Consider the following 6,000-nt stretch of genomic DNA (forward strand, 5'->3'; position numbering starts at 1 on the left):
GGCCACTCTGGCGGCTCAACTTTGTACGCGCGTGCGCAGATTGCCGCGGACGCGAACAGAGCAAGCAAGCGCGCGCAAATGCGCTGACTATCGATTTTTCGAAAGGATCATCATCATGGCTACTACAGCTTTCTTTCGCGCCCGCCAGCTGACAGTGTTCGGCGACAACCTCAACAACACGATCATCGCCAGCCGCGATGCGGCCGGCAACGTCCTCGTTAACGGCGGGGCCGTACGCGTCCTGGGCGGCACCTCGACGGTTGCCAACACGTCACAGATTCAGATGTTCGGCCAGGGCGGCGACGACACGATCGCGCTCGACGAGGCAAATGGCCCGCTGCCGGCCGCCCTGATGTTCGGTGGCGCGGGCAACGACGTGTTGAAGGGCGGTTCCGGCAACGATCAGCTCTTCGGCGGCTCGGGCAATGATACGCTCCTCGGCAAAGGCGGTAACGACCTGTTGTTCGGCGGCTCGGGCGACGACACGCTGACCGGCGGCGCCGGCGACGACCAGATGTTCGGCGAGGCCGGCAACGATCGCATGATCTGGAATCCGGGCGACGGTACCGACCTGATGGAAGGCGGCGATGGCAATGACACTGCCGAGGTCAATGGCGGCAACGGCTCGGAGACTTTTACCATCACCGCCAACGGGGCTCGCGTGCGTTTCGATCGCATCACCCCGGGTCCGTTCTCCGTCGACATCGGCACCACGGAGAGCCTTGTTGTCAATGCCAATGGCGGCGACGACGTCATCACGGCCGGAAACGGCCTTTCCACCCTTATCCAGCTCACCATCGATGGCGGAGCGGGCAATGACACCATCACCGGCGGCGACGGCAACGACAGGCTGCTCGGCGGTGACGGAAATGATCTGATCACCGGCGGGCGCGGCAATGACACGGCGCTCCTCGGCAACGGCGATGACACGTTCATCTGGAATCCGGGCGACGCCAGCGACATTGTCGAGGGCGGTGAGGGTAGCGATACGCTTGTGTTCAACGGCGCCAACATTGTCGAGCAATTCACTGTATCCGCCAACGGTCCGCGCGCCAGGGTGACGCGCGACATCGGCGGTGTTGTGATGGATGTCAAGGGGACCGAGAGGATCGACATCAACGCCTTGGGTGGTGCCGACACCATCACCGTCAACGATCTCAGCGGAACCGATGTCGGTCTGGTCAATGTCAATCTCGGCGTGGGCGGAGCCCCCGACAACGTGGCCGACACGGTCGTCATCAACGCGACCAACGGCGATGACGTGATCTCGATCAACAACGACAACGGCGTGGTGACGATATCGGGCCTCGCCAGCGAGGTGAGGATCGCCAATTTCGACGCCAACGATACGATCGTCGTCAACGGTCTTGGCGGGGACGACGTCGTCGTGGGCGCTGGGCTGAGCGGTATGCAGCTCGTCGCCCATGGTGATGATGGCAACGACGTTCTGATCGGCAGCCCCGGCAATGACACGCTGGCCGGCGGGGCGGGAGACGACGTGCTGATCGGCCTCGGGGGACATGATTCCCTGGATGGCGGCCCCGGTTCGAACACCGTGCTCAACTCGCTCGCGGCGACCGGTCCGAATGCCGCCCTGCTCAGCCAGTTCATGGCCTCGAGCTTCGTGTCGGCGGGTGGCGGTCAAGGTGCAACGCCGGTTGCCGATCCACCGTCCGCCCAGCAGCCATTGCTGGCGCACCCCCACGCCTGACCGACCGTCGCCCTGGAGAAAACCAATGAGCACCGAAGCCAGCGCCGCAAAGCCGGCCGATCCTGGTCTCGAAGCGCTAGTGACGCTGCTGCATCTCCAGGGCGTCGCGGCCGATGCCGGACAAATCGCGCATCGGCTGGGAACGGACAAGATAGGCGCACCGGAGATGCTCCGGTGCGCCAGGGATCTCGGACTCAAGGCGCGGGTCTGCCGGACCGACTGGTTGCGGCTTGCGAGCACACCGCTGCCCGCCATTGCTCCCCTGCGCGATGGCGGGTTCCTGCTGCTCGCCAAGGCTGACGAGGAAAAAGTCCTGGTCCATTCGCCGCTGCAGCGCCGGCCCATCTTGATGACGCGGGACGAGCTTCTGGCGATCTGGGACGGCGGTCTGATCCTGATGACCCGCCGTGCCGGATTGGCGGACGTCACCCGGACGTTCAACATCACCTGGTTCCTGGCGGCAATCCACAAATATCGTCGTCTTCTGAGCGAGGTCCTGCTCGCCTCGTTCTTCCTGCAACTGCTGGGGCTGGTCTCACCGCTGTTCTTCCAGGTCGTCATTGACAAGGTGCTGGTGCATCGCTCCCTGAGCACCCTCGACGTCCTCGTTCTTGGATTGGTCACCGTCTCGGTGTTCGAGACCGTCCTGGCAATCCTCCGGACGTATCTGTTCGCGCACACGACCAATCGCATCGACGTCGAACTCGGGGCGCGTCTCTTTCGCCACCTACTGGCTTTGCCAATGGCCTATTTCCAGGCGCGGCGTGTCGGCGATTCGGTCGCGCGGGTGCGCGAGCTGGAGAACATCCGAAATTTCCTCACCAGCTCGGCGCTTACACTGGTCATCGATCTCCTGTTCACTTTCGTCTTTGTGGCGGTGATGTTTCTCTACTCACCGCTCCTCAGCTGGATCGTGCTGGCTTCCTTCCCGTTCTATATCGCGATCTCGGCGGGGGCGACGCCGCTGTTTCGGCGGCGCCTCGACGAGAAGTTCCGGCGCGGTGCCGAGAACCAGGCCTTCCTGGTCGAGAGCGTGACCGGAATCGAGACGCTCAAGGCCATGGCGGTTGAGCCGCAGATGCAGCGCCGCTGGGAGGAGCAGCTCGCCGGCTACGTTACCGCAAGCTTCCGGGTCCTGAGCCTTGGCAACAGCGCGAGCCAGACGGTCCAGCTGGTGAACAAGATCGCTACGGCCGGCATCCTGTATTGCGGCGCGAGGCTCGTGATCGACGGCAGCCTCACCGTCGGCGAACTCGTCGCCTTCAATCTCCTGGCGGGAAGGGTGAGCGCGCCGGTCCTGCGGCTCGCCCAGCTTTGGCAGGACTTCCACCAGGCGCGGCTCTCGATAGCGCGGCTAGGCGATATCCTCAATACGACCGCGGAGCCGACCTATGCGGCCGGACGTGCACGGCTGCCGGCGATCCGCGGCGATATCGAGTTCGACCACGTCTCGTTCCGCTACCGCGTCGACGGCCAGGAGGTCCTGCACGATATCTGCTTCGACGTCCCGGCCGGCCAGACGGTTGGCATCGTCGGCCCCTCCGGGTCCGGTAAGAGCACGATCACAAAGCTGGTCCAGCGCCTCTACGTCCCGGAGCGCGGACGGGTGCTGGTGGATGGAATGGATATCGCAATGGCCGATCCCGCCTGGTTGCGCCGTCAGATCGGCGTGGTCCTGCAGGAGAACGTGCTGTTCAACCGCTCGGTGCGCGACAATATCGCGCTCGCAGACCCGACGATGCCGATGGAGCGCATCGTCGCCGCCGCTCGGCTCGCCGGTGCTCACGAGTTCATCCTCGAGCTTGCCGAGGGGTATGACACCGTGGTCGGCGAGCGTGGATCCACGCTGTCGGGCGGCCAGCGCCAGCGCGTCGCGATCGCGCGCGCGCTCGTCAACGATCCACGCATCCTGATCTTTGACGAGGCCACCAGCGCCCTCGACTATGAGAGCGAGCGTATCATTCAGCAGAATATGAGGGCGATCGCTAGCGGGCGCACGGTGCTGGTGATCGCGCACCGGCTTTCAACTGTTCGCACGGCAGACCGCATTGTGACGCTTGATCGCGGCCGCCTTGTCGAGGATGGCAGCCACGACGTGCTCATCAAGAGCGGCGGCCGCTATGCATCGTTGCACCGGCTGCAAGGGGGACTCCATGAAGCCGGCTGAACAGGCGATCGCTGCCCGGGTCGCGCGACGCGTCGTCCCGCATTCCAATGCGCGGCGCCGCCTCGAAGAACTGGCATTTCTGCCGGCCGCGCTCGAAATCGTGGAAACGCCGCCCTCACCAATCGGCCGTGCGATTAGCGCCGCCATTATTGTGTTGTTCTGTGCGGCGCTAGGCTGGGCCTGGTGGGGCACGGTCGACATCGTTGCGTCGGCGACTGGTAAGATCCTGCCGGGAGGCAGGGTCAAAGTCATCCAGCCGTTCGAGACCGGGGTTGTGCGTGTGATCCGGGGGCAAGACGGGATGACGGTTAAGGCCGGTGACGTTCTGATCGAACTCGATCCGACGGCCAACGGGGCCGAGCGCGATCGCCTGCGTAGCGACCTCTTGGCCGAGCGGCTCAATATCGCGCGGCTGCGGGCGGCGCTCGGCGCTGGCGATGATCCGCTCGCCGAATTCAAGGCCCCCGCCGGCGCAGATCCGGAACTGATCGGAATTCAGCGTCAGCTCCTGCTGAACCAGGTGACCGAGCATCGCGCCAAGATTGCTGCGCTCGTCCGTCAACAAGCGCAGAAGGAAGCCGAGCAGGCCACGATCGCAGCGACGATCCACAAGCTCGAAACGATCCTTCCGGTCATCCAGTCACGCGTCGACATTCGCAAGACGCTTGTGGACAAGGAATTGGGTTCGAAGCTCAGCTATTTCGAGGTGTTGCAGCTGCTGGTCGAGCAGCAGGAGGAGTTCGGCGTTCAGAATAGCCACCTGCGAGAGACGGAGGCCGCGATTGCCGCGATTCGCGAAACGCGTGGTCAAGCGGTAGCGGAATATCGGCGCACGATCTCCGACGAACTTGCCAAGGCGGAGCAGAAGGCGAACGGCCTCACCCAGGACCTGATCAAGGCCGAACAGCGGATGAAACTTCAACTGCTCACCGCTCCCGTTGATGGCGTGGTACAGCAGCTAGCGATCCACACGGTCGGCGGCGTGGTCACGCCGGCGCAGCCTCTGCTCGTGATCGTGCCGAGTGACAGCCGGCTGGAGATCGAGGCGATGGTGCCGAACAGCGACATCGGCTTTGTGCACGCTGGACAAGACGCCGAGATCAAGGTCGACACCTTCAATTTCACGCGCTACGGCCTCCTGCATGGCGAGGTTCTTTCAGTTTCACAGGACGCACTGATCAGCGACCGCGAACAACAGCGCCCCGGTGACCCGGCGCCGAGATCTCCGAACGAGACCAGTGAGCCGAAGGGACAGCAACTGAACTACGCCGCGCGCATTTCGCTTGATCGCGACTGGATGCAGGTCGAAGGCAGGATCGTCAGACTGTCACCCGGCATGGCCGTGACGGTCGAGATCAAGACCGGATCGCGGAACATCCTGAGCTACCTGCTTTCGCCCTTGCGTCGCTACCGCCAGGAAGCGCTCCGTGAGCGTTAAGCCCGGAAAGTACTTCGCTTGAGCTCCGACCACTTGGATTGAATCACTTGAAGCCAAAAGGCCGATGAAGATCTCTTCGAAAGTTTTGCATGGCACGGTCTCGCTTGTTTCTGTTGTTCTCGTTGTCAAGGCGTTGGCGGAACCGCTGTTGGCGTTGGACAAGAATAGGATCATCGCTACCCTTCACGCTGAAGGCGCCCAGATTTACGAGTGCAAACCAGACACCTCGATGCCGGCATCGCAGGTTCAGGCCCTGACATGGCAGTTTCGCGAACCGATCGCTACGCTCATGGTTGACGGACAATCGATTGGTCGGCACTACTCCGGGCCAAGTTGGGACCACATCGACGGCAGCGGAGTGAAGGGCAGGGTGGTCGCGAGCATGCCAGCTGCTACCACGAGCGACATTCCGTGGCTGGAAATCGAAGTCGTGGACCGCCGCAACAAGGGCATCCTGTTCGATGCGGCAACTGTTTTGCGAATCAATACCAAAGGCGGAATGGCGCGGGGACCGTGCGAAGGCGCCGGCGCATACCTCAGCATCCCGTATGCTGCGGACTACTTGTTTCTGCGCAGGAGCGATTAGGGTCGCATGTGCGCTTGGGACACCAAGGTGACAGCGTCGAAGGTCGGCTTCGCTCAAAGCATCGACCGCGCCGGCTACTTTGCATGGGGTTGTTTTTC

At 63.1% G+C, this 6,000-nt stretch carries 4 protein-coding genes; all 4 read left to right on the plus strand.

Annotated features, from left to right (window positions below; translation table 11 throughout):
- The first annotated feature begins 115 nt into the window (after window positions 1–115).
- Window positions 116–1,711 (plus strand): calcium-binding protein, encoded by a 1,596-nt coding sequence (locus tag AKL29_RS21960; RefSeq protein ID WP_082190658.1) that lies wholly within the window; start codon window positions 116–118, stop codon window positions 1,709–1,711.
- Window positions 1,712–1,736: 25 nt separating this feature from the next.
- Entirely contained in the window at window positions 1,737–3,878 is a 2,142-nt protein-coding gene (locus tag AKL29_RS21965; RefSeq protein ID WP_050385600.1) for a type I secretion system permease/ATPase, read from the plus strand.
- Window positions 3,865–5,316 carry an HlyD family type I secretion periplasmic adaptor subunit gene (locus AKL29_RS21970; protein ID WP_050385601.1) on the plus strand — a complete coding sequence of 484 codons (1,452 nt, stop codon included), beginning with the start codon at window positions 3,865–3,867 and terminating at the stop codon, window positions 5,314–5,316. Before AKL29_RS21965 ends, AKL29_RS21970 begins: the two co-directional genes overlap by 14 nt.
- Window positions 5,317–5,380: 64 nt before the next feature.
- A complete protein-coding gene (locus AKL29_RS21975; RefSeq protein ID WP_050385602.1) occupies window positions 5,381–5,902 on the plus strand; it encodes a DUF3455 domain-containing protein in 522 nt (173 codons plus the stop codon).
- Window positions 5,903–6,000: the final 98 nt, after the last annotated feature.

This window comes from Bradyrhizobium pachyrhizi (assembly GCF_001189245.1).
In the GTDB taxonomy this organism is placed as follows: Bacteria; Pseudomonadota; Alphaproteobacteria; order Rhizobiales; family Xanthobacteraceae; genus Bradyrhizobium; species Bradyrhizobium pachyrhizi.

Bases quoted from the DNA above. Each gene is read 5' to 3' on its own strand.
- AKL29_RS21960 (WP_082190658.1), top strand. From the start codon at position 116: ATGGCTACTACAGCTTTCTTTCGCGCCCGCCAGCTGACAGTGTTCGGC.
- AKL29_RS21965 (WP_050385600.1), top strand. From the start codon at position 1,737: ATGAGCACCGAAGCCAGCGCCGCAAAGCCGGCCGATCCTGGTCTCGAA.
- AKL29_RS21970 (WP_050385601.1), top strand. From the start codon at position 3,865: ATGAAGCCGGCTGAACAGGCGATCGCTGCCCGGGTCGCGCGACGCGTC.
- AKL29_RS21975 (WP_050385602.1), top strand. From the start codon at position 5,381: ATGAAGATCTCTTCGAAAGTTTTGCATGGCACGGTCTCGCTTGTTTCT.